Source organism: Microbacterium murale, from assembly GCF_014635185.1.
In the GTDB taxonomy this organism is placed as follows: Bacteria; Actinomycetota; Actinomycetes; order Actinomycetales; family Microbacteriaceae; genus Microbacterium; species Microbacterium murale.
This window is the reverse complement of record NZ_BMCM01000001.1, coordinates 119,755-141,681: the sequence shown is the minus strand read 5'-3', so window position 1 is coordinate 141,681 and position 21,927 is coordinate 119,755. Positions and strand designations below refer to the sequence as shown.

General features: G+C 67.8%; 12 protein-coding genes. 3 read left to right on the top strand and 9 right to left on the bottom strand.

The features are described from left to right. Positions 1–17: 17 nt before the first annotated feature. From IEV67_RS00710 to IEV67_RS00685, 6 genes are all read right to left on the bottom strand, one after another. Positions 18–1,364, bottom strand: a complete 1,347-nt coding sequence (locus tag IEV67_RS00710) for a GH1 family beta-glucosidase (protein ID WP_188434615.1) — start codon at positions 1,362–1,364, stop codon at positions 18–20. Beyond that, the gene (locus IEV67_RS00705) at positions 1,361–4,144 is read right to left on the bottom strand and encodes a glycosyl hydrolase (RefSeq protein WP_188434614.1); all 2,784 of its coding nucleotides are present in this window, start codon (positions 4,142–4,144) and stop codon (positions 1,361–1,363) included. The genes IEV67_RS00710 and IEV67_RS00705 overlap by 4 nt, the downstream gene beginning before the upstream one ends. Further along, entirely contained in the window at positions 4,141–6,684 is a 2,544-nt protein-coding gene (locus tag IEV67_RS00700) for a family 78 glycoside hydrolase catalytic domain (protein WP_188434613.1), read from the bottom strand. Before IEV67_RS00700 ends, IEV67_RS00705 begins: the two co-directional genes overlap by 4 nt. 56 nt (positions 6,685–6,740) lie before the next feature. Next, on the bottom strand, positions 6,741–7,568 hold the full coding sequence (locus IEV67_RS00695) for a carbohydrate ABC transporter permease (protein ID WP_188434612.1): 828 nt from the start codon (positions 7,566–7,568) through the stop codon (positions 6,741–6,743). Next, positions 7,568–8,419, bottom strand: a complete 852-nt coding sequence (locus IEV67_RS00690; RefSeq protein WP_188434611.1) for a carbohydrate ABC transporter permease — start codon at positions 8,417–8,419, stop codon at positions 7,568–7,570. Before IEV67_RS00690 ends, IEV67_RS00695 begins: the two co-directional genes overlap by 1 nt. Before the next feature lie 166 nt (positions 8,420–8,585). Beyond that, positions 8,586–9,938 carry an ABC transporter substrate-binding protein gene (locus tag IEV67_RS00685; RefSeq protein ID WP_229702592.1) on the bottom strand — a complete coding sequence of 451 codons (1,353 nt, stop codon included), beginning with the start codon at positions 9,936–9,938 and terminating at the stop codon, positions 8,586–8,588. Positions 9,939–10,114: 176 nt separating this feature from the next. Between IEV67_RS00685 and IEV67_RS00680 the strand changes: the two genes are divergently transcribed. Continuing rightward, positions 10,115–13,360 (top strand): alpha-L-rhamnosidase, encoded by a 3,246-nt coding sequence (locus IEV67_RS00680; RefSeq protein ID WP_188434609.1) that lies wholly within the window; start codon positions 10,115–10,117, stop codon positions 13,358–13,360. Positions 13,361–13,368: 8 nt separating this feature from the next. Here IEV67_RS00680 and IEV67_RS00675 read toward each other — a convergent pair whose 3' ends face one another. Continuing rightward, positions 13,369–14,349: a LacI family DNA-binding transcriptional regulator gene (locus IEV67_RS00675; RefSeq protein WP_229702590.1), complete on the bottom strand. Its 981-nt coding sequence runs from the start codon at positions 14,347–14,349 to the stop codon at positions 13,369–13,371. A 173-nt stretch (positions 14,350–14,522) separates the two neighbouring features. Between IEV67_RS00675 and IEV67_RS00670 the strand changes: the two genes are divergently transcribed. After that, positions 14,523–15,341 (top strand): alpha/beta hydrolase, encoded by an 819-nt coding sequence (locus IEV67_RS00670; RefSeq protein ID WP_188435693.1) that lies wholly within the window; start codon positions 14,523–14,525, stop codon positions 15,339–15,341. Positions 15,342–15,357: 16 nt separating this feature from the next. Here IEV67_RS00670 and IEV67_RS00665 read toward each other — a convergent pair whose 3' ends face one another. Together IEV67_RS00665 and IEV67_RS00660 are read right to left on the bottom strand one after the other, a co-directional pair. Beyond that, the gene (locus tag IEV67_RS00665; RefSeq protein ID WP_188434607.1) at positions 15,358–19,935 is read right to left on the bottom strand and encodes an ATP-dependent helicase; all 4,578 of its coding nucleotides are present in this window, start codon (positions 19,933–19,935) and stop codon (positions 15,358–15,360) included. A 103-nt stretch (positions 19,936–20,038) separates the two neighbouring features. After that, on the bottom strand, positions 20,039–20,413 hold the full coding sequence (locus IEV67_RS00660; RefSeq protein ID WP_188434606.1) for a hypothetical protein: 375 nt from the start codon (positions 20,411–20,413) through the stop codon (positions 20,039–20,041). A 168-nt stretch (positions 20,414–20,581) separates the two neighbouring features. Between IEV67_RS00660 and IEV67_RS00655 the strand changes: the two genes are divergently transcribed. Next, a complete protein-coding gene (locus tag IEV67_RS00655) occupies positions 20,582–21,898 on the top strand; it encodes an HNH endonuclease signature motif containing protein (RefSeq protein ID WP_229702589.1) in 1,317 nt (438 codons plus the stop codon). Positions 21,899–21,927 lie beyond the last annotated feature (29 nt).

Here is a 21,927-nt window from a genome sequence, read left to right as displayed (position 1 = left end):
GATCCCGGTCCCGCTTCTCACCGCGCACGGTGCGCGGCGATCACGTCGCGATACCAGTGCGCCGAGTCCTTCGGCGTGCGCACCAGCGTGTCGGGATCGACCTGCACGATGCCGTACTTCTTGCTGAAGCCCATGCCCCATTCGTAATTGTCCATCAGGCTCCACAGGTAGTACCCGCGCACATCGGATCCCTCCGCGACGGCGCGGTCGATCCATTCCAGGAAACCGCCGACGTAACGGATCCGTTCCTGATCATGGAGCGGATCGGCGCCGGGATCGGCGGGCCCGTCTGGGAGTCCGTTCTCGGTGATGTAGATCGGCCCGTCCCAGCCGTAGTCGTCGCGGACCATCTGCAGTGCCTCGTAGACGGCGCGCGGGTAGAACTCCGAGCCGTCGTCGAGGAAGTTGCCGCCGGGGGGAGGGTCGCTCTCCGCCCAGCCGGTCGCATCCTGATTCTTCGAGTTCACCACCACTCGGGAGTAGACGTTCAGACCGAGGTAGTCCACCGGCGATGCGATGATCTCCTGGTCGCCGTCATGGACCTCCGGGAAAGTTCCGTCTGCCTCGAGCCGCTCTCGAAGCCGATCGCTGTAGCCGCCGCCTCGAAGCGTGTCGAGGAAGAACCGGAAGCCGTCGTCCTCACCCTGAGCCGCCAGTGCCAGGTCTTCGAGAGAGTCTGTGGCGGGCTGGCGCTTCCAGATGTCGAGCACCACGCCGATGTCTCCCGGGGACCCTGCCGCGCGGAACGCCTGAACGGCTTTGCCGTGGGCGAGCATCTGGTTGTGCATGGCCTGGCGGCCGGCGCGCTCGTCGCGTCGGCCAGGCGCGAACGCACCCAGTGCATAGCCCACCCACGTGGAGATCGGCTCGTTGACGGTCGCCCAGCGGCCGATGCGGTCGCCGAGCGCATCGAAGACGACCGAGGCGTACTCGGCGAACCAGTCGGCCACATCACGGTTCGGCCACCCGCCGCGGTCTTCCAGCGCCTGCGGCAGGTCCCAGTGATAGAGCGTCGCGTTCGGGGTGATGCCGGCATTCAGAAGCGAGTCGGTGAGCCTGCGATAGAAGTCCAGGCCCTTCTGATTGATCCGGCCCACTCCCTCGGGCATGATCCTCGACCAGCTCAGCGAGAAACGGTAGCTGTCGAGTCCGAGCCACTTCATGATCTCGATGTCTTCGGGGTAGCGATGGTAGTGATCGCACGCGACGTCACCGGGAATGTCGTCGAGCACCTTGCCAGGGGTATGTCCGAAGGCGTCCCAGATCGACGGGCCCTTGCCGTCCGCATCCCACGCCCCCTCGATCTGGAAGGCGCTGGTGGCGGCCCCGAACTCGAAGGAGTCGGGAAGATTCAGGAGGCTCATGGGGCATGCCCTTCTTGAGGTGCGGAGGATATCGGATGCTGGAGCAGGATTCTCACCGGCCCGAGCAGGCCGTGCGGGCGGAGCGGTTCCTCGTCGAAGACGTCGATCCCACTTTCGACGACCGCGTTGCGAAGTGCGGTTCTGACCTCGATCTCGACCTCGGTTCCGTTCGCCACCGAACCGCCGAGGTCGATGACGGTGTCGTCGAGGTAGGCCGTGCCCACGACGCGGCCGTCGATGCGGACGACGGCCGATCCCGCCAGAACACCCAGGTCGATCTTCGCGTGTGCGCCGGCGAGCAGCTCCTCCGGCAAGACGACTCGTGCCCGGTAGCGGCCGGTGCCGGAGACGCCCTTGAGTGCATCGATCGTTCGCCAGTCACCGGGGCCGACGCCGTCAAGTTCGATGGTGCGCGGTCCACCAGGCTCTTCGCTGATCACGTCAAGTCGCCATGACTCGAGAGTCGCCGCCGCATCGATACCTCTCGGCGCTTCAGCAGCCGATCCCGGTTCCGCGCCGGTGTCGAGCTCGAACACGCGCACTCCGAGTGCCGGGATGCCGACGGCAACCGTGGTGCGGTCGCCCTGAGCGGCATGTGCACTGGGAACGATGCCTCCGGTCCACAGGTCGAGTTCACGCACCCGACCGCTTCCCTCCAGGGACAGCCGCGCCGTGACCGGATCCGCGAGGGTGTTGTAGACGAGCAGATAGCGGACGCTGCCCGCTTCACGCCATTGCGTGAGAAGTCCACCGCCGTCGGTGCTCACCCTCGGCGTGAGTCCGAGTCTCGTGAAGGCGGTGGAGGCGTCCGACATCGTCTGCACGTGCGCCGTCGTCGGCGTCGACAGCGCACGTGCCATCGCGGCGCGCACGCGCTCGTCGCCGTCCGAGTCGTGCGAATGCCCGGAGTCGGCAGACGGCGGATCGCCGACCACGACGACGCGCAGTCCCCGTTCAGCTGCGTCGGCGATCGCCTCGGCGGTCTCCGGCGGCAGCATCCGTTCGTCGATGACGAGTCCGCGATAGCCGGGGCCGTCTGCGAAGAGAACGGGGCCCTCGCCCACACCCTCGACGATGCCGAGCGGATCGATGAACTGCACGCTGAACCCGGCCCATTCGAGAGCCTCGGTGTCGGCCAGCCGGGCAGGAGCAGTGGCATCTGCCGTGGGGTCGCGCACGCCGCGCGCCGCGATCGTCAGGAACCCGTCCCGATGGATGGCGACGTCTGTGCGGGGCACTCCGGTCTCGAGCACGACTGTTCCGCGCGCCCAGTAGTCGGTGAGCGGTCGCCAGTTCGCCCACTCGGGAAAATGGATGCAGTTCCAGCTGTCCGACACGATCTGCTGGAAACGGGTCTGGGTCGGCCAATCCGCGTCACGTGCCTGCGAAGCGACGCCATGCAGGAACGGCTTCGTGATGCCCGCCGCCCACTCCTTCGCCAGCATCCGCTGCAGGTCGCCGAGAGTGACCGCATAGGCGGCACGGAACTGCGCGCCCAATTCGGTGCTGATGCGCACGGCTCCGCCCTGGTGCGCTCCGCCCACGACGCAGCGCTGCCAGTCGAGGGCGAAGTGCCAGGTGGCATCCTTGCGGTTGATGGGGAATCTGTCCCCTGAGTTCAGCGATTCGCCCTCGGCGCGACCGCCGGCACGTACGAAGTCGCGATTGCTGCGGATCGCTTCGAGATTCTGCCCGTAGGCGGCCTGCGCCTTGTGCCGCAGCCCGTGACCGGCGGACCATTCCTGCAGCGGCAGCAGCCGACGCGAGATGTAGAGGTCCGTCAACAGGCGGTAATAGTCCTGCCGCACGCGGTGCCCGATCCCAGGCACGACGTCGCCGTCGAGCTCGAAGTCGGCCACGGTCTCCTCGTTCGGCAGCCAGAAGTGCGACATGCCGTGGGCGAACAGCAGCGGAAGGTACGGCGTCGGATCGTAGCCGTGACGCTCGGTGAAGCGTTCGATCAGGTCGGACGCCCAGAACAGCGAGTCGGCGTGCAGCTCCAATGAGTCCTCGAAGAAGTCCGTCCCGACGCGGCGCAGCAGCTCGATGTTCTCCGGGCCCAGTTGGTGCTCTTCGATGTACGCGGCAGCGGCAGCCGTCGCATCCTGATCCAGGAAGTTCGTGACTCCCTGCTCGCACTCGCGCATCCAGAAGGCGAAGACAACCCAGTCGCCGCCGCGGGGCTGCCATCTGACGACCCCGTCGACGACCTCGGATGTCAGATCGACCAGCGACGTCGAATCGAGCACGGTCGATGCTGCCGGTGGGCGGATCGACCCGCGCGGTGACGTCCTCTCGTCCTCGACGCCGGCAACGAGGGGTGGATCGTTGCGATGACGCACGCGCGCGGCGGTGACGCCCACGAGCGTCGCGGCGCGCTTCCCCTCCGGATCGTCGAACGCCGCCGGCACGGGCACGAGCGCCGGACCTTCGCCGGAGAGGAACGTCGACCCGTACTGCAGCTCACGGGTGGAGAAGGGCGTTCCCGTCGCGGTGTTCGGCGTCGTGAGCGGCCACGCGGCGCCCAGCGTCATCGCCACCCCGACGCCCAACCGCTCCGACTCCTTCAGCACGGCGGTGAGTGCAGTGCGCTGCGCCCCGTCACCCCAGAACTCGCGGCTGAACGCGATCTCCACCTCGCGGAAGCCGGCGTCGGCGATGGACCGAAGCTGGTCGAGAAGATCTTCGACCGGCACCGCACTCTGCCACCACCAGCGCACGCCAGGACGATCGTCACCGTGCGGCTCGGTGAAACGGTCCGGGTCGAGCGGCTTCGTCATGGCGCGGACAGTACGGAACTGAACTCGTGCTCTCCGTGCGCGACGGTCGTCGGCGCGGAGGCCCCCGGCATCCAGACGTCGGCGGTCACGCCGTAGGGGACCGAGAGCGAGAGGTCTGTCGTGTCATTCTCGAGACGCCAGGCGACGGCGATCTCTCCGTACGGCGAAAGATGCCGGGCCGAGGCCGAAGACAGATCTCCCGTCACCCGCGGACGCACCTCGATCGTTCGATAGCCCGGCGATGTGGGCGCGAGCCCTGCGACACAGCGATGCATCCAGTCGGCCACCGCGCCGTAGGCGTAGTGATTGAACGAGGTCATCGTGCCCGGATTGATGGAGCCGTCCGGCAGCATCGAATCCCAGCGCTCCCAGATCGTCGTCGCCCCCATCGAGACCGCGTACAGCCACGAAGGCCGGGACTCGGTGAGAAGCATCCGGTGGGCGAGATCTTCGCGACCGGCCATGGTCAGCGCATCGAGGATCAGAGGCGTGCCCACGAAGCCCGTGCTCACCCGGTACTCCGCATCCGTCACCAGCTCTGCCAGACGCCGACCTGCACCCTCGCGTTGACGCTCTGTCTCGAACAGGTCGCCGGTGATCGCCAGCGCATATACCGTCTGGCAGTCGCTGCGCACGATTCCAGCGGCGTCGACATACGCCGCGACGAACGCCGCGCGCACCCGGCGTTCGAGCTCGGCGTAGTCGGCAGCGTCGTCCTGACGTCCGAGTGCAGCCGCCGTCCTCGCGAGAATTCCGCTCGAGCGCACGAAGTAGGCCGTGGCGACGACATCCGGATCGGCCTGTGCCTGTGCCGCGTCCTCCGGCGGGGCGGTCGGGTCGAGCCAGTCGCCGAAGGGGCCGCCGGTCGTCCACAGCAGGTCCGGACCCACCATGCCGCGCACCTTCTCGACCCACGCCCGCATGGATGCGTACTGACGTTCGAGCACTCCGACATCGGCATACGCGAGATGGAGAGCGTCGGGGACGATCGTGGCGGCATCGCTCCACGCAGCGGCTGCCGGATCGGGATCACGCAGCACGTCGGGGATCACGAAGGGCACACCGCCATCGGGCTTCTGCTCCGCCGCCAGGTCTTCCAGCCATTCCGACAGGAATCCGGCCGTGTCGAAGAGCGTCGTGGCGCTGGGGGCGAACACCTGGATGTCGCCGGTCCAGCCGAGCCTCTCGTCGCGCTGCGGACAGTCGGTCGGCACGGCCAGGAAGTTCCCGCGGGTGCTCCACACGACGTTGTCGTGAAGTCGGTTGAGCCGGGCATCGGATGACTCGAACCAGCCGGTACGCTCCAGATCGGTGCCGAGAACGAGCGCGTCGACGTCGGGGAGTGACAGGTCAGGCACCCCGCTGATCTCGGCATAGCGGAAGCCGTTGAAGGTCAACGTGGGCTGCAGGATCTCGTCCGGTCGACCGGACAGGAAGTACGTGCTGGTCGCCAGTGCACTGCGCAGCGGCCTGACGCCGAGCTCGCCGTGCTCCAGGACCTCGGCGTGCCGCACCGTCACCTCGCCGCCGGCGGTGCCGCTGACACGCAGGCGCACCCACCCGACAAGGTTCTGGCCGAAGTCGACGATCGTCCTGCCCGAGGGCGAGGTGATCAGCTGGACGGCGGGCAGCGTCTGGGTGACGCGCACCGGCGGGCCGGAGGGTGCGACTATTCGCTCGGATGCTGCGCCGCGCACCTCGACGCCGTCAATCGTCTTCCCGACGGGGGAGTCGGTGATGCGCATGTCACGGCGCTGGCCGTCATAGAAGTCGTCGAACAGGATGCTGCTGCTGACGGCTCCCCATCCGGCGTCCGTTCCGAAGATCGCGCGGGTGCCGTCGGCGTACGTCACCTCGATCTGCGCGAGGAGCGCCAGGCGGTCGCCGTAACTCGAGCGGTTCTGCGGCCACACGAGTTGCCCGCGGTACCAGCCGTTGCCCAGCAGCGCCTGCAGACGATTGGGGCCGGCGTGCAGGTGCTCGGCGATGTCGTAGCTGCGATAGCGCAGCCGCTTCTCATACGCGGTCCAGCCTGGGGCGAAGACGTCGTCGCCGACGCGCTGTCCGTTGATGGTGAACTCCACGATCCCGTGTGCCGTGAGGTACAGGCGCGCGGAGACGGGCGCAGCCGCGAGGTCGGCCTCGCCGAAGAGCAGGGGGGCGCCGTCGGAGAGTCCGCCGATCGTCGCAGGGCTGATGAGATCGCGCACCCAATCGCCCTGCTCGAGCAGGCCGGCTTCGATGTCCAGCCACTCGCTCGGTGCCGACCAGTCGGGTCCGCTTCCCGACCGCACGCGCAGCCGAACGCGCTCGCGCGATTCCAGCGGGGCGAACGGCCAAGGAACGAAGAGCTGCTCGGGGGAGTGGACGACGACCGAATCGACACCGCTGGAGCGTTCGAGGGTCAGCTCGTATCGATCCGAGTGCCATTCGGGGCCGGCATCCTCGACTCTCCACGACAGACGAGGAGTCGCCGTGCCGATTCCGAACGCATCATCCTGATACTCGGCGCGCAATCGTGTGACGGTGGTGCTCTGCACAGCCGGGGATTCCCGTGCCCGTGGTGAAGCGTCAGCCGACTCTTCCAGCCGCTGGATCACTCGAGCCCCGTTCCGGCGATGCCCTTGAGGTACCACTTCTGGAACACGATGAACACGATGAGCACGGGCAGCATCGAGATCACCGCACCGGCGAGACCGACCGCGGGCGAGATCATGGAGTTCTCGCCGCCGGCGAGCGGGGCCAGTGCGACGTTGATGACCCGGTTCGCGGGGTTCGGCGCGATGACCTGCGGCCAGATGTACATGTTCCACGCGGTCAGGAAGCTGATCGAGCAGAAGGTCGCGAGCGCCGGCTTCGCCAGGGGGAGGGCGATGGAGGTGAGTACGCGGCCCCAGCTCGCCCCGTCGATGCGGGCTGCCTCGATGAGACCAGCCGGCATCGTCGCAAAGAACTGCCGGAAGAGCAGGATCGCGAAGGCGCACTGGGCGGCCATCGGGATGATGAGTCCGGCGTAGGTGTTCAGCCACCCCAGCTGGAAGGTGACGATGAAGAGCGGAATGAGCGTGAGGTTGCCGGGGATGAACATCGGCACGATCAGCGTCGCCATCACGGCCGCAGACCATTTGAACGGGATCTTCGCGAGTGCGAACGCCGCGGGCAGGGAGAGCAGCAGCTGAAGACCGACGATGCCGAGGCTGAAGATGAACGTGTTGGCGATCACTTGAGGGGTGAGGAAGTTCCAGGCATCGACGAAGTTCTGCCAGATCGGCGTCTCAGGAAGGAGCGGCTTGGGAAACGCCGATACCTCCGCCGCGGACTGGAGCGATCCGGAGATCATATACAGCAACGGTGCGGCCATGATGAGACCGCAGAGCACGATCGCCGCGTAGCGGAGCGTGGCGTGCAGAGGAGAGGTACGCATCAGCTGCGCTCCTTTCGGATTCGCACGATCACGCGCACGAGCAGGACGATGACGATCATGAGGACCAGTTGGAACAGCGAGAGCGCGCTCGCATAGCCGATGTCGCGCTCGGAGAATGCGACCTTGTAGGAGTAGAGGGCGATCGACTGCGTCGTGCCGAGCGGGCCTCCGTCGGTCATGATGAGCGCGATCTCGAACGAACCGCTCACGAAGCTGACGGCCTGGAGGACGGCGATGAGGATCGTGGTGCCCCACACGTTCGGCCAGGTCATCGACCAGATCTGACGCCACTTGCTCGCGCCGTCGAGTGATGCCGCGGCGTAGATGTCGTCGGACACCCGCTGGAGTCCCGCCATGTACAGGATGATGACGATCGGGAGGCCGCCCCAGATCATCATGATGACGAGAGCCGGCCGCGCCCAGACGAGGTCTGAGAGCCAGATCGGCCCATCGACTCCGAACCACGAGAGCGCCTGATTGATGAGGCCCTTCTGGCCGTAGAGGTTGACCCAGATCAGCGACGCGACAGCCGCCGAGGCGATCATCGGCGCGAAGTAGAAGACCCGGATCGCGCCGATCCCGGGCAGCTTCGTGTTGACGAGGACGGCCAGGACGAAGCCGATCAGGATCGTCGGGATGACACCCATCACGACGAACATGGCGGTGACTCCGAGAGCCTGCCACATGGCCGCGTCGCCGAACAGGCGGATGATGTTGTCGAGCCCTACCCACTGCGGCGTGCCGAAGAGATCCCAGTCGAAGAACGTCAGGACAAGCCCTCCGACAGCCGGGAGGATGACGAACGCCACGAATGCGAGCATCCCCGGCGTGAGGAAGGCAGCGGCCGTCAACGCGTCGGCGCGTTTGGCCCGCCGACTTCCCGGTCTCTCGGCCGGGATGGGCCGCTTCTCCTCGCCCTGTCTGGGTAATGGCAAATCAACGATGGGGGTGGACACTGCGATCTCCGATGATCGGGACCCGGGGTGGGACGCGCGGCGTCCCACCCCGGACTTCCTATTACTTGCTCTGCTTCTCGATGGCGTCGTTGACGGTCTGCTCCGCCTCACCGAAGGCCTCTTCGATGGACTTCCCGTTCAGCAGGACCTCCTGCGTCGCCTTCTTCGTCGCCTCGGTCAGAGTCGAGGAGGAAGAACCCGGCATCTGAGTGAGGAGCACGGCGGTGCGTGCGGACTCGCCGAAGATCTCGATGTTGGCCGGCGGCGGGGTGCCGTCCTTCCACGTGCCGTTGTCGATGCCGTCGTCGGTCGGCGGGATGACGCCGCCGACTTCCTGCGCCACCTTCATGCCGGCGTCGGTGTCGTAGAACCAGCTCAGGAACGCCCAGGCGGCATCCTGATTCTCGCTGGTCTGCGCGATGGAGAGACCGTACGAACCGCCGCCGGCCGTCGAGTTGCCGTCGATCGTGGGAAGCACCTGAACGTCCCAGTTGTCGTCGGGCATGGTCTCCTTGAGTCCTGGCGCGGCACCGCGTGACGCGATCGCCATGGCGACATTGCCGGAGTCGAACTTGAGCGACGGGTCGTCCGTGGTCGTCGTGTACGGGCCGGACGCCGTGCCATAAGCGCTCAGGAGCAACTCCCACGCCTTCAGGGCTTCGGGCTGCCCGATGCCGGACTTGTTCGTCTCCGGGTCGTACACGCTGCCGCCGAACGCCTCGATGACCGGTCCGAAGACGATCTGTTCCGAACCGTCCTTGAGCGGTGCGGCGAGACCGGTGATGCTGCCGCCGCTGTTCGTCTGGATCTCCTCGGCGACCCGGTACATGTCGTCCCAGGTCCAGTCGGCCTCGGGGTACTCGGTGACGCCGGCCTTCTCGAATGCGGTCTTGTTGTAGTAGAGACCCACGGAATCGGCGCTGACCGGGAGCCCTGTGATGGCGTCGGGGTTGTCGATGGGACGGTACTGGCCGACGAACTGCGGGAGGAAGGAATCCGCGTCGAGGTCGCCGAGCTTTCCGTCCTTCAGTCCTTCGGTCAAGTCGAGCGTGACGTTGTTCGTCGCGAGCGTGTCTGCGAGGAAGTCGACGTTGAAGAAGACGTCGGGCAACTCGCCGCTGAGCCGGGCGGTGGCCAGTCCCTGGGCGTACTCCGCAGCATCGTCCGTGGTGCTGCGCACTTCGACCTTGCGATCGGGGAATGCCTCCATATACGCGTCGGCGTACTGCTGGAACTGGGGCTCGAGGCCGGTGATGGTGTTGAGGATGATCGAGCTGTCCTCGACCTCGCCCGCGGCGCCTTCGCCGGTGCCGGCAGAGCCACCGCAGGCCGCGAACAGCGGGAGTGTGGCGACGACCGCGAGCCCGAAGAGGGCCTTGCGAGTCTTCCTCGCCTGTTGAGACATCATTGTCATCGTTCCTTTCATGGATGTGATTGCCGTGCACGTGGATGGAGCAGGGTATTGAAACCTTTCAGATCATGATGTGCGACACGATTCCGCTTGTCAAGCGTGAGGCATCGAATCGCTGGTCACGATTATGATACGTTTCAACTCTTCAGGCGGCCGAAGATGGACGAAGGAGGAGCGAAGTGACGAGTCCGGTACCCAGCGCGTTGCGTGTCGACGGGCACTCGCCGACCGCGGAGACCGACCGGGGCCTGGGCGATCATCGCTTCGTGCGGCTCGCTTCACTTCGTCGTCCGAGACTTTCATGGACAGTGCCGCTGCTGCGGTCGGGACAGGCGCAGGCGGCGTTCGAGGTGCGGGTGTCGCGGGGCGATGCAGATCCCCGGCGTCCGGATGCCGCACGGTTCGCGGTGGAGGCGGTTGAGGATGTCGCCGGTGGCGATCCGTTCGTCGAGCTGGAGACCCCGCTCGATCCCGACTCCACGTACGCCTGGGTCGTTCGAGTGCGTGACGAATTCGGAGACTGGTCGGACTGGTCAATCCCCTCCCGCATGGAGACAGGGCCGTGGGAACACTCCGACTGGACGGCGCAGTGGGTGTCGCATCCGCCGCTGTCGATCCTTCGACGTGAGTTCCACGTCGGCACGCCGATCCGCTCCGCCCGGCTCCACCTCACGGCGCAGGGACTGGTTCGGGCGTCCGTGAACGGCGTCGCGGTCAACCCGGCCTCGTCCGACCCGTCGCGCACCGATATCGCGCGCGCGCTGTACCGCAGCTATGACGTGACCGATCTGCTTCGCTTCGGCGACGGCGAGGCCGGTTCGAACGCACTCGATCTCGTCCTCGCGTCGGGGGAGTGGGGCAGAACAGGGCTGGATCCGCGGGTGCTCGCCGAAGTGGTGGTGCAGTTGGAGGACGGCAGCGTGCTGCGCGCCGGCACGGGCGCGGGGATGCTCAGTGCTGCAAGCCCTGTGACGGTGGAAGAGCCGTTCTATCTCGAGCGGCACGAGCTCGCGTCGACGCCTCCCGACTTCCGTCCGGCATCCTCCGCTCGGGTGCTCGATCCGGCCGCCTCGCCGTCATCGCCGCAGTCGCCGCCGCTCGACGTCGCCCCTGATCCGTCGCCGGCGGTGCACCGGGTGGCTGCGCACAGCGCTACGCTCCTTGCGCGCACGGGCGACTATCGCGTGTACGACGTCGGCACCAACATCGCGGGGCGAACCGGACTCACGGTGAAGACCCGGTTGCCGGCCGGCAGCGTGGTGCGCCTCGTCCACGGCGAGCATCTCGGCGCAGACGGTCGCATCGACACCACCAACCTCACGATGCCGTACGACCGCGGACGCGTGCGCCAGGCCGTGGAGTACGTCGTCGACGGGCAGAGCGATTCGGCTCTCACGCCATGGTTCTGCTATCACGGGTTCCGCTACGTCGAAGTGCTCGGCCTGCCCGTCGACGCCGAGGTCGAACTCGAGGCGTGGAGCCTTCACTCCGATCTGGAGCCGAACAGTGACCTGGAGACCGACGACGCGCAGGTGAACGCGCTGGTCCGCGTCGCCAGGCGCACCCTGCTCAACAACGTGCACGGCATTCCCGAGGACTGCCCCACTCGTGAGCAGTCCGGGTGGACCGGTGACACCGCGTCCGCCGCAGAGTTCGACTTCTCGGCCTTCGACATGCAGGGCTTCTTCACGAAGTGGCTCGGCGATCTGCGCACCAGCCAGTTGCCGGACGGAAGCATTCCGGCGATCTCGCCCGACCTCCGCGAGCCCAGGATCGTTCCCGACCCGGTGTGGGGTGCAGCCCTCCAGAGGGTGCTGCTCGGCCACTGGCTGCACTATGGCGATGCACGCGTCGTGAGCGACACGCTTCCCGCGCTGCGACGATGGGCCGATTATCAGTTGACGCTGCGCACGGCGGATGGTGTGATCGGCCTCGCGCCGATCAGTTACGGGTCGGACTGGCTCGCGCTCGTGCAGACGCCCCCGCAGTTGCATCACACGCTGGCGACCATCGACTGTCTCGAATCGTTGGCGATTCTTGAGGATTCAGTCGGGCAGGCGGATGCTGCGGCGCTGCGTCGCGCGGCGGCGGATGAGCTTCGCGCCGCCGCACGTGCCGCCTTCTTCGATGACGAGCGCGACGTGTTCGGTAACGGCACCGAGGCTGCCGACGCGATCGGTATCGAGGGGGAGATCCTGTTCCCTGCCGAGAGCGAACGGGCGGCCGAGCGCATCGCGGGCGATGTGCGAGCCCACGGGAACCGCGTGACATCGGGTTTCGCCACAACGCGGACGGTCGTGCGCGCGCTGGCGCGCTCCGGCCGTTCGCAGACCGTGTTCGACGCGCTTCATCAGCCCGCCGAACCGGGCATCGGCGCGATGCTCGATCATGGTCCTGGCACGTTCTGGGAGTGCTGGTGGATCGACCCGCTCAACACGGGCACCGGTTCCCTCGATCACATCGGACTCGGAGGGCCGTTCGCCGGCTGGGCATGGCAGTGGCTCGCAGGTGTCCGCCCGACCGGCGCGGGCTGGTCGACCTTCGTCGCCGAGCCTCAGTTCGTCGACGGCGTGGACTCGCTGACTCTGTCTTCGCGCACGATACGCGGCGTCGTCGCACTGAGCTACCGGGTGCAAGGCGAGACGCTGACCCTCACTCTCACCGTGCCGGTCGGCGCTCTCGGTGCGGTGCGTCTGCCCGGGCGCGATGAGGAGACGCTCGGGTCGGGCGTGCACCAGCGCACGCTCCCTGTCTCATCGGTTCGCCACGCGCAGCGTCGGTCGACGACGCCGGACGAGAAGGCGTGGACGCCGCCGTTCCGGCCGATGCCTTCGCCCGATGTCCACGGCGAGCGCGATTGGCTCGCGAGGAGCATCGCAGCGGGAACGATCGCCGAGACAGCGGCTGGTACAGCGGCCGAGACGATCGAGGTGCTGAGTGACGGCATCCGCTGTATGCCTGTGCCGCATGAGCAGCCGATGGGTCCCGTTGTCCTGGTGCGTGCGCCGACCGTCGCAGCATCCGATTCTGATGGGCGAAGCGCCCTCACGCTGCGGGTGCCACCGGGCGACCTGGATCCCGGGGCGGGCCGCGCCCTGCCACAGGCGCGCTTCATCTATGCGCTCCTGGATCTCTGCACCCCGAACCCGCCTCGTGCGCTCGAGAGCATCATGATCGTCCACGGAGCGGACGGCACGAGCGTGCAGCACGCCGGAGTCCTCTGGCCCGCGGGCTGGAACCGCGTGACGGTCGACGTCGCCGACCTGGTCGCACGCACCGCGATCATCGGGGTGGAGGTCGGCATCCGTGTGCGAGCTTCTGGTGCCGACGCATCCAATGCCGGGCCGTACGACGCCGCCGATGTCACACCGCTCGCTTTCCATCTCGGCGAGGTGGGGTACAGCATCCGGCGCCCGACGTGGTGATCGGCTGATCAGCGGGCGGTGCTCTCCCGCACGACGAGTCGGGGTGGCAGCAACAGGTGCTCGTGCTCGTGGGCTCCGCCGGTCGCGGCGTGGTCGAGCACCAGCCGCACCGCCTCGGTCGCAAGCGCCTGTCGCGGCTGGTGGATGGTGGTGAGCGGCACGATCGCCGACGCCGCGTAGTCGATGTCGTCGTAGCCGACGATGGCGATGTCGCGGGGCACCTGCACGTCGTCGGCGAGCACGAGGGACTGCATGGCGCCGAGCGCCAGCAGGTCGTTTGCGCCGAATATCGCGTCCGGGCGTGATTGCTCGGGAAGGGCGGCGATCAGCTCGCCCATCGCTCGCCCGTCGGCGATCGTCTGGTCGGCGGTGTCGAAGTGGGTGAGTGTCGCGTCAGCCACCTCGGAGATGGCGCGCTGTGCACCTTCCCACCGGTCCTCGACCTGGTGCAGCGGTCCGCCGAGGAACGCGACCCGGCGGCGGCCGGTGTCCAGGAGATGCTTCACGGCGAGGTGGCCACCGACGTTGCCGTCGAGGGCGACCGAGCAGACGTCGCCGCCGGCGGCGTGGATGTCGAAGAGGACGAGCGGCATGCCGCGCCGGGTGAGCCGGTTCATGCGTTCGGTCGCACCATCGAGCGGGGCGATCAGCATTCCGCGGACCCGCTGCTCCTCGAAGAGGTCGATGTAGCGGTCCTCGCGTCCGTCGAGCTGATCGCTGCTGCCGAAGATCACCGTGTGCCCCTGTGCCTCGGCGGCGGCCTCGCACGCGTGGGCGAGCTCGGCCCAGAACGGGTTCGCCACGTTGAGCACGATCATGCCGAGCGTGGTGCCGCCACCCATCCGCAACTGGCGGGCGAGGTCGTTCCGCACGAAGCCGAGTTCGTCCATCGTGGATTGCACGAGCGCCAGGGTGCGGGCCGAGACGAGCTCGGGCTTGTTCAGCACGTTGGAGACGGTGCCGACGGACACGTTCGCGCGCTCGGCCACTTCACGAATTCCTACTGGCCCGGTCACATGCACCTCATCTGGCTGGTCGCGCGGCGCGCGGTGAGATCCATCATATGGATCACGGTCGCCGCCTTGCGCGTCTTGAAACGATTCATGTATCGTAACGCGCAGACTGCGGATGCACGCGACGACAGGCCAAGGAGGCCATGAGCATGACAGAGCCCTATGGCGCGGCCGATGGATTGCTGCGCGTGTATCCGGCGTCGTCAGGGATCGAAGGCCCCGCGCCGGCGCTGGTCTGGGCGCACGGCGGAGGCTTTCGCGGCGGTGACCTGGACATGCCGGAGGCGCATTGGACCTCCGGCGCGCTCGCCGCACGCGGTGTCACCGTCATCTCCGTCGACTATCGGCACCTCGGCGGAGGCTTTCACTACCCGGCGCCGTCCGACGACATCATCACCGCGTGGGCCTGGACGGTCGAGCACGCCGAGGAGCTCGGCATCGACATCGGGCGCACGGCGATCGGCGGCGCGAGTGCGGGTGGCAACCTTGTGACGGGTGCTGTGCTGCGCCTGCTCGCCGGCGACGTGAGCCCTCTGCCGCTGCCGGCGGGTGTCTTCCTCGCCTACCCGACGCTCCTCGCCGATCAGCCGGCGCCGGATGCCGCGTTGCTGGCGCTGCTCGACGCGAACCCTTCGGCGCTCCACCCGCCCGGCTATGTGCCCGACATGTACCGCAACTTCTTCGGCGGCCCCGTCGACGATGCGCCTTTGGCCGTCGTGCCCGGGCGGGCCGCGGCATCCGATCTCGCCGGGTTCCCGCCGGTGCTGATGATCAACTCCGAGATCGACCTTCTGCGGCTCTCCGGGGAGGTGTTCGCCCAGACACTCGCCGCCGCCGGCATCCCGCTCGAGCTCGCGACCGAGCCCGCGGTCCTGCACGGTCATCTGAATCGGCCGGAGGAGCAGGCGGCTACGGACTCCGTCGAACGTGTCGCGCGCTGGATCGAACGCGGCTTTTTGCCGCAGTGATGGTGCGTTCTCGCCGCTAGATGGCCTTGCGGAGCGCGAAGCCGCGCGGAGTCGCCACGAATCCGGCCTCCTGCAGCGCCATCGCGAAGTCGGTGCCGTAGATCGCCTCGCCGTTGATCTTCTCCACGGTGAGCGTCTCGAGCCTGCGTGCGCGTGAGGTCGAGACGAGATCGGATGCCGCGGCACGCAGCAGTTCCGGATCATCGTCGAACGCCAGCACTGTGCGTCCGCCTCGTTCGAGGTAGAGCACGAGCGACCCGTCGACGAGTACGACGAGGCCGCCTGCCTTTCGTCCCGGTCGATGCGACACACCCTCGCGCCGCGGCCATGCGAGCGCCGCACCGTAAGGGTTCGCAGGGTCGGTCGCGGCGAGCGTGACGGCCTTGCGCGGCGGCGGATCGGCGACGGCTACGAAGGTGCGCAGGCGATCGACGGTGGCGGATGCCGCGAACTGCGCGGCCCCGAGCTTCTCGATGACGTACCCGCGTCGGCAGTGCCCGGCCTCTTCGAACCCGGCCAGCACCCGGTATGCCTGGGCGAACCCGCCGGGGGTCCCCTCGGCCTGCACGGCGCCGCGGGTCACGACGCCGTAGCGGTCGAGCAGCAGACCGGCGTTCACGGTGGCGCGACGCGCAGCATCCGTCTCCGCCGCGGGTAGCAGCGACCAGCGCCCGCCGACCGCTGCCGGCCTGGCGGGGGTGCGCGCCAGAGACATGCCGCGGTACGTGCGCGTGCGAGGCGCACGGCGGGTCACCCGGTGCGCCTGCGAGCCGCCGGCGAGCAGCGACCGGATGGGAGCGAACGTGTCGTTGGTGACTCTGCTCGACCAGGTGAGGTTCCACAGTGCCTCGAGCACCGACTGCTCGTTCTCGGCTCCGGTCATCTCACGCAGCTGTGCGGCGAAGTAGGCGCCACCGGCGCTCAGCGCGCTCACCAGCTGCGATTCGAGGGAGTCGGGTGCGAGCTCGTCCTCGGGCTCGGGCAGCGTGAAGGGCGCGAGGTCGGCAGGATGCAGCGACACCCATCCGTCGCGGCCGGGAAGCGTGCCGTGTCCGGACCAGATGACTTCGCCGCTGGCCGTGAGCTCATCCAGCAGCGCAGGCGTGTAGCCGCGGACCCTGGAGGGCAGGATGAGCGATTCCCATGCGCTCGCCGGGATCGGTACGCCGGCGAACTGTTCGATCACCGACACGACGCCGTCGAGTCCCTCGAGCGGGCGCCCGAGGTGCTGCCATTCGGGCAGGAACCGGGCGTACGCCTCGGGGGAGACCGGCTCGACGCTGCCGCGGATGGCGGCGAGCGAGCGCATCCGTAGCCGGCGCAGCACCTCGGCGTCGCACCATTCGATCTCGGATCCGCTTCCTGCCGCCTCCGGCAGGAAGTATCCGCTGGTGAGGCGGCCGGCGTTCTCCAGCCGCTGCAGCGTGTGACGGGCGACGGCAGAGCCGAGGCCGAAGCGGAGCGACACGGCATCCGTCGTGAAAGGGCCGTGTGTGCGCGCGAAACGGGCGACCAGATCGCCGAGGGGGTCGGCGAACGGCTCGAGGAACGCGACCGGAATGCCGGTGGGCAGCGCGACGCCCAGCGCGTCGCGAAGGCGACCCGCGTCTTCTATGGCGGCGACGCGAGGGATGCCGGCGATCGTGACGGGGATCGCCCTGCGGGTGGTGATCAGGGCGTCGAGATGTTCCTGCGCGGTACCGCTCTCGCCATCCAGTCGGGCGGCGACCTCAGCGGCATCAAGGGGTCCGAGCATCCGCAGCAGATCGGCGACGCCTTCCAGGCCCCGTACGCGGCGCTCGGGGTCGAGGCGCTGCGCCTCCTGCTCCCACTGGGCCAGCACGTCGGGGTCGAGCAGCTCGCGCAGTTCGACCGTGCCGAGGAGCTCGCCGAGCAGAGCCGGATCGACCGACAGTGCGGCGGCGCGACGCTCGGCGAGCGGAGAGTCGCCCTCGTACATGAATGCGCCGACGTAGCCGAACAGCAGGTCTCGGGCGTACGGCGACGGTTGCGCCGGCTCCGTCTCGACGAGGCGCACCTTGCGCTCGGCGATGGCGTTCGTGAGCCGCCTCAGCGATGGCAGATCGTAGACGTCCTGCAGCACCTCGCGCAGAGTCTCGAGGATCACCGGGAACGTGGGGTGGCGCCGTGCGACCTCGAGCAGTTGCGCTGAACGCTGGCGCTGCTGCCACAGCGGGGTGCGCTTGTTCGGGTTCATGCGCGGCATCAGGAGGGCACGTGCGGCGCACTCGCGGAACCTCGAGGCGAACAGGGCGGAGCCGCCGACCTCCTCGGTGACCACGTGCTCGAGTTCGTCGGGGTCGAAGACGAACAGTTCGGCGCCGGGCGGCTCGGCGTCGGCATCCGGAACCCGGACGATGATCCCGTCGTCGCTCGCGACCGCCGAACCCTCGACGCCGAGGCGCTCTCTGATCCGCGCATTGATCGCGAGCGCCCACGGCGCGTGCACTTTCATGCCGTATGGGGAATGCAGGATGACGCGCCAGTCGCCGACCTCGTCGCGGCCGCGCTCGACCGTCAGCGTGCGGTCGGTCGGGAGGGTGCCGGTGGCTTCGCGCTGCTCGCTGAGATGCGCCATCAGATTGGTGCGCGCCTGCTCGTCGAGGCCCGCCTCGATCAGGCGCTGCGCCGCCTTCTCCGGGGTGGCGGCCGACACCTCGCGGGAGAACTTCCCCAGCGCCTCGCCCAGCTCGAAGGGACGGCCGATGCCGTCGCCGTGCCAGAACGGCACCTTGCCCGGCTGCCCGTACGCGGGCAGCACATTGACGCGGTCGTGGGTGATCTCCGCGATCCGCCAGCTCGTCGTGCCGAGCGTGAACACGTCGCCCACTCGTGACTCGTAGACCATCTCCTCGTCGAGCTCGCCGACGCGTCGGCCGGCGCCTTCACCGGCGACGAAGACGCCGAACAGTCCGCGGTCGGGGATTGTGCCACCGCTGGTGACGGCGATCCGCTGTGCGCCAGGGCGTCCGGTGAGCGTGCCGGCATCTCGATCCCAGATGAGGCGCGGACGGAGCTCGGCGAACTCGTCCGACGGGAACCGGCCCGCGAGCAGGTCGAGCGTCGCCTCGTAGGCGGACCGGGGGAGCGACTGGAACGGCGCGCTGCGCCGCACGGTCTCGAACCATTCCTCGACGCTGATCGGTGCCAGCGCGCATGCGGCGACGGTCTGCTGCGCGAGGATGTCGAGTGGATTGCGCGGCACGGCGATCGCCTCGATCTTGCCCGCCAGCATCCGCTCGGTGACGATCGCGGTGTGGAGCACGTCGCCGCGGTGCTTGGGGAAGAGCGCGGCGCGGCTGATCTCGCCGACCTGGTGACCGGCGCGACCGACGCGTTGCAGACCGGATGCCGCGGACGGCGGAGCCTCGACCTGGATGACGAGGTCGACCGCGCCCATGTCGATGCCGAGTTCGAGGCTGCTCGTCGCGACGACGCAGCGCAGGATGCCGGATTTCAGCTCTTCCTCGACGAGTGCCCGCTGCTCCTTCGAGACCGAGCCGTGGTGCGCCTTGGCGAGCACGGCTTCTGCGCCCGCGGTGGATCCGGCCTGCGCCATCATCGCGGCAGGCGGCCCCGCCGGTTCCGGGACGGGTACACCGATGCGCTCGGCGTAGATCTCGTTGAGTCGGCCGGTGAGGCGCTCGGCGAGACGTCGGGAGTTGGAGAAGACGATCGTGGACTTGTTCTCGAGGATGCGGTCGACGATCGCCTCTTCGACGTGCGGCCAGACCGATCCGGTGACCTCGGTGTACTCGGCGGGGTCGTCGCTCGCTGGCGGTGCGCCGGGTGGGGGAGGCGGGTTGGTCATGTCGTCCATCGGCACGACGACCGAGAGGTCGAATGTCTTGGATGCTTTCGGGGCGACGATCTCGACGAGCTCTGATCCGCCGAGAAAGCGTGCGACCTCGTCGATGGGGCGCACGGTGGCGGAGAGGCCGATGCGCTGTGCGGGCTTTTCCGTACCGCCGGTGCGCCGGAGGGCATCCAAGCGCTCGAGGCTCACCGCGAGGTGTGCGCCGCGTTTGGTCGCAGCGACCGCGTGCACCTCGTCGATGATCACGGTGTGCACGTCGCGCAGCGTTTCGCCGGCGCGGCTGGTGAGCATCAGGTAGAGCGACTCGGGGGTGGTGATGAGGATGTCGGGCGGGTCAGACACGAGCTTGCGGCGGTCGCTGGAGGTGGTGTCGCCGGAGCGGACGCCGACGCTCACCGACGGGGCTGCCATCCCCAGCCGGCGGGCGGACTGCCCGATGCCGACCAGCGGGGAGCGGAGGTTGCGCTCGACGTCGACGCCCAGCGCCTTCAGGGGTGAGATGTAGAGGATGCGCGTGCGCGCTGTGCCCTTCGCGGGGGCGGCATCGCCGGCATCCGTTCTCTCGCGGAAGACGCGGTCGATCGCCCAGAGGAAGGCCGAGAGGGTCTTGCCCGAGCCGGTCGGGGCGACGACGAGCGCATGCCTGCCGGCAGAGATCGCATCCCATGCGCCCGCCTGTGCCGGCGTGGGCGCGCTGAACGCACCCCGGAACCAGTCCTGTGTGGCAGGGGTGAAGCGTTCGAGCACATCGCTCATCACTCCATCATCGCCGGTGGATCGGACATCGGGGCTGTCTCCCAGCTTTGGTGGGTGCGGTCTTAAACGTGAGGTCGGGCACCGGGCGGGCTGTGGAGCCCGGTCACGCGCGGTTCCACTCCGGCAGCGGATACTCGCTCGGGGGCGGCGGCGTGGACAGCACCACGATCGTCAGCCCCAGCACGAGGACGGCGCTCATCCCTACGACAATCCAGACCGCGACGCGTCGCGCGCGCGTAGGACGTCCGCCACGCAGCCCCACAAGCGAAGCGGACAACAGCAGCAGGAACCACGCCACGAGGGCGATGATGCCCATCCCTATACCGATGGACCGCTCGGTGTCATCCGAATCGGAGTACTGGATGATGGTGAACCCAGGGCCCGCCCAACTGAGCCCGGACACCCCGAGCATGAGAACGCCGAACAGGCCAAGAAGCGTCGCTGCGATGACCAGGGAAACACCGCCGATGATCCGCACAGACCCATACTGGCGGGTGACGCGCGCGCTTACGTCCCGGGCGTCTGCGGCGAGTCGCGTGTTCGCAGCTCAGTTCTCGACGGGGCAGCGGGAGAAGAGCTGGCGTCGGAAGACATATGAGTGAATGTCTGAGGGTAGTAGTTCAATGAAGATATGAACATTTCGACGATGACTTCTCCGGCGCTGAACGCGCTGCTCGAAGATGTCGTCACCACGCTCTCGTCGGTGGATCAGACGATCAATCAGTTGATGGCGACGAAGTCCGCGCTGTTGGCGACTGCCTCGCGCATCGCCGATGATGAGCCGTTCGACTCGGTCGAATCGCGGGAGATGTCACAGCGCGCGATCGCGACTGAGATCGGCGCGGCGCTGCGGTTGAGTGATCGGACGATCGAATCGCACATGGGTACGGCAGCACGACTCGCGGAGCGCTTCCCTGCGACGGCGGCGTCGTACGGTGCCGGTCGCATCTCACAGGCGCATGTGCGCGTCATCATGGATGCTGGGGATCAGATCGAGGATGCTGAGGACAGGGCCGGCTACGAAGCGATCGTCGTCGCGCGTGCCGAGGCTGAATCCCCGAACCGGCTGCGTCCGTTCGCCGCGCAGACGGCGGAACGCTTTCGAGCGACGTCGTTCACCGAGCGGCACCGCGAGGCGCGCGAGAAGCGCGGGACGTGGGTGAGAGGACGCGACGACGGCATGAGCGAGCTCACGCTCTTCGGACCGAGCGCGATCGTCAACGGCATGCACGACAGAGCGACGCAGATGGGTTTGAAGGTGAAGGCGGAGAACGCTCGGGCCGCAAAACTGGCCGGTGGCGTTGCGTCGGATGCCTCGGCAGATGACTTCGCGGATGAGCGTACGTTGAATCAACTGCGATTCGATCTGCTCGCCGATCTCGTGCTTACCGGAACGCCCACCGGCCATCAGACCGAAGACGGGCTGCTCGGGGAGATCCGCGCGCACATCGATATCACGGTCCCGGCGCTGAGCCTTACTGACCCCGACGAGATCGCCTCTCCTGCGCATCTCGAGGGAGTCGGGCCGGTCGACCCCGCGACGGCTCGGATCCTGACCGGTAATGCACCGGGTTTCGATCGGGTCTTCACACATCCGGCGTCAGGAATGGTGCTCGGGGTGGACAGATACCGTCCGTCGGCCGAGATGCGCCGGTATCTGAAGGCGAGAGACCGGCGCTGCAGGTTCCCAGGGTGCAGACTCCTGGCGAGGCTGTGCGATGGAGACCACACGATCGACCATGCGCGCGGAGGCGCGACCACGCTCGCCAACTTGGCCGACTTCTGCCGACGACATCACGTGACCAAGCACGAGACACCATGGAAAGTGCGACAACTCGGCGGTGGAGTGCTGGAATGGACCAGTCCCACCGGCAGAATCTACGTCGATCGCCCGCCGGGCGTCGCCACATATGTCACCTTCGAAGACGTCGCCGACCGGATGCCGTCCGAGGCGCCTTTCTGATCGCTGCGGCCTGTCCGATCATGGCGACC